The following is a 2,578-nucleotide window of genomic DNA, read 5'->3' on the forward strand; positions in this document are numbered from 1 at the left end:
AAAGACATTTTACCAAGTTTTCTTCAGTCATACTAAGCGCTTCTGTGGCAGCGACCGCTTTGGTTGCTAACGGCGGTGAGCTTGCGGAAGTTATGAAGAAAAGAGGTTTAAGCGAAGTTGATGTAGTCCGTGCTGCAAAAACTTACAATCCTTCGGGCGTAAAAGATGAGTTTGTTGTTTTTAGTTCTGCAGGTCAGGCTGGACAGGTAATAGTATACGGCGTTCCGTCTATGAGAATTTTAAAATATATCGGAGTTTTTACTCCTGAACCTTGGCAGGGATACGGATTTGACGAAGAGTCTAAGAAGGTTCTAAGACAAGGAAATATCAGAGGAAGAGAGATAAACTGGGGAGATACGCACCACCCTGCTCTCTCAGAAATAGATGGAAAATATGACGGCAAATGGCTTGCTATCAACGACAAGGCAAATCCTCGTATCGCTATCATCGACTTAGCAGACTTTGAAACAAAACAGATTGTTGTTAACCCTGTATTCAAATCTGCTCACGGAGGGGCTTTCTTTACACAAAACAGTGAGTATATCATAGAAGCATGTCAATATGCAGCTCCATATGATAACAACTACCACCCAATCGAAGCTTATAAAGAGGCATACCGCGGTGGTGTTACCATGTGGAAGTTTGATCACAAAAAAGGGAAGATTCAAGAAAAAGCGTCTTTTACAATTGAGATGCCTCCATATATGCAAGATTTAAGTGACTCAGGGAAAGGTGTTTCTGATGGATGGGGATTTACAAACTCTGTAAATACTGAGATGTATACAGGCGGAATCGAAGTCGGTATGCCGCCAAACGAAGCTGGTATGAGTAGAAACGATACCGACTTCTTGCATGTATATAACTGGAAAAAACTGGGAGAGCTTGCAAAAGATCCAAAAAATGTAAAAATCATTAATGATCACAAAGTTATTCCTATGGATATTGCAGTTAAAAACAATGCTCTGTTCTTAATTCCTGAACCAAAATCTCCGCACGGTGTAGACGTCTCTCCTGATGGTGAGTACATCACGGTTTGTGGTAAACTAGATACACACGCTTCTGTTTTTAAATGGAGCAAAATCAAAAAACTTATCGACAGCAAAGAGTATGCGGGAAAAGATCCATACGGTATTCCTATCTTAGATATGAAAAAATCTCTTCACGGTCAAGCAGAACTTGGTCTTGGGCCATTGCATAACCAATACTCAAACGTTGATGGTGAAATTTATACTTCACTTTACGTTGATAGTCAAATTGTAAAATGGAACTATAAAACTCTTAAAGTTATAGATAAAGAAAATGTTCACTATAACGTTGGGCATTTATGTGGAATGGAGGGCAAATCTGCCGATCCTCAAGGAAAATATATCATCTCATTAAATAAACTTGCGATTGATAGATTCCAAAATGTCGGACCTCTGCATCCTCAAAATCACCAGCTAATCGATATTAGCGGTAAAACAATGGATCTTCTTGTTGATATGCCTCTGCCACTTGGCGAACCGCACCAAGCAGTTGCTATTAGAGCTGAAAAACTTCACGGACATGTAAGATATCCAATGGGTACTAACTCAAGAATGGATACTATTCACGAAGGTAAAACACTTGCCGGTCAAGAGAGAATTGAGAGAGACGGAAACAAAGTTAAAGTTTATGCGACTGTTGTTCGTTCACACATCAATCCTGAAAGAATAACCGTAAACAAGGGCGATGAAGTAACTATGTACCTAACAAACCTTGAGCGTGCTCAAGATGAGGCACACGGTTTCACGATTGACCATTTCAATGTTCACGCTTCACTTGAACCTGGAAAGACTGCAAGTATTAAGTTTACTGCTGATATAGAGGGTGTTTTCCCTTACTACTGTACTGAATTTTGTTCTGCTCTTCACTTAGAGATGATGGGTTACCTAATGGTAAAAGACCCGAACAAAAAGTATGAGAGCGCTCAAAAAATGAAGATGCAGACAATGACCCCTGCGCAGCTAAAAGCTGAGTATGACAAAACTGTTGCAACAAATGCCGCAACTGACGCTGTTATCCAGTCGGTCGTTAAGTTCTTAAAAGACAATAACTTTGATAAGCATAAAGTTGTTGCGGATCTTGTTACAGATGCGTTTGATCAATATGGTCAAATTCCGGCACAGAAAAAACTGGCTGATGAAGCTGTTAAAGTCGGTGATTTGGAAAAAGCTATCCTTTTTGAAAATATGATTTGGCAGCTTATGGTTAAAACAGCCGATGTTGGAATCAGAGCAAAAGATGCCCTTGTTAGAATCATTGCTACAAAACAGTCAGCTGCAGCAGCTAACGGTGAAAAAGCATTTGGAGAAGGCGGATGTGGCGGTTGTCACGTTATCGGTAAAGTTTCTTCCGGTCCAGACTTAACAGGTGTACTTGAGAGACATGGTGAAGATAGTCAAAAATGGGTAAAAGATTTTATTATGAATCCTGAAAAAATGTATGATGATCCATATGTTAAAGGTATGATTGATTACTTTAACCTTAAAATGCCTAATCAGCACATGAATGAAAAAGAGACTAAAGATATTATTGAATATCTTAAATGGGTAGATGA

At 39.4% G+C, this 2,578-nt stretch carries 1 protein-coding gene; it reads left to right on the forward strand.

Annotation, left to right across the window (positions count from 1 at the left end; all coding sequences use genetic code 11):
- Positions 1-92 precede the first annotated feature (92 nt).
- Positions 93-2,578 (forward strand): Sec-dependent nitrous-oxide reductase (nosZ, locus tag RQ763_RS11295; RefSeq protein WP_314153079.1); only part of this gene is annotated, 2,486 nt, incomplete at its 3' end.

It is taken from the genome of Sulfurimonas sp., assembly GCF_032250635.1.
Lineage (GTDB): Bacteria > Campylobacterota > Campylobacteria > Campylobacterales > Sulfurimonadaceae > Sulfurimonas.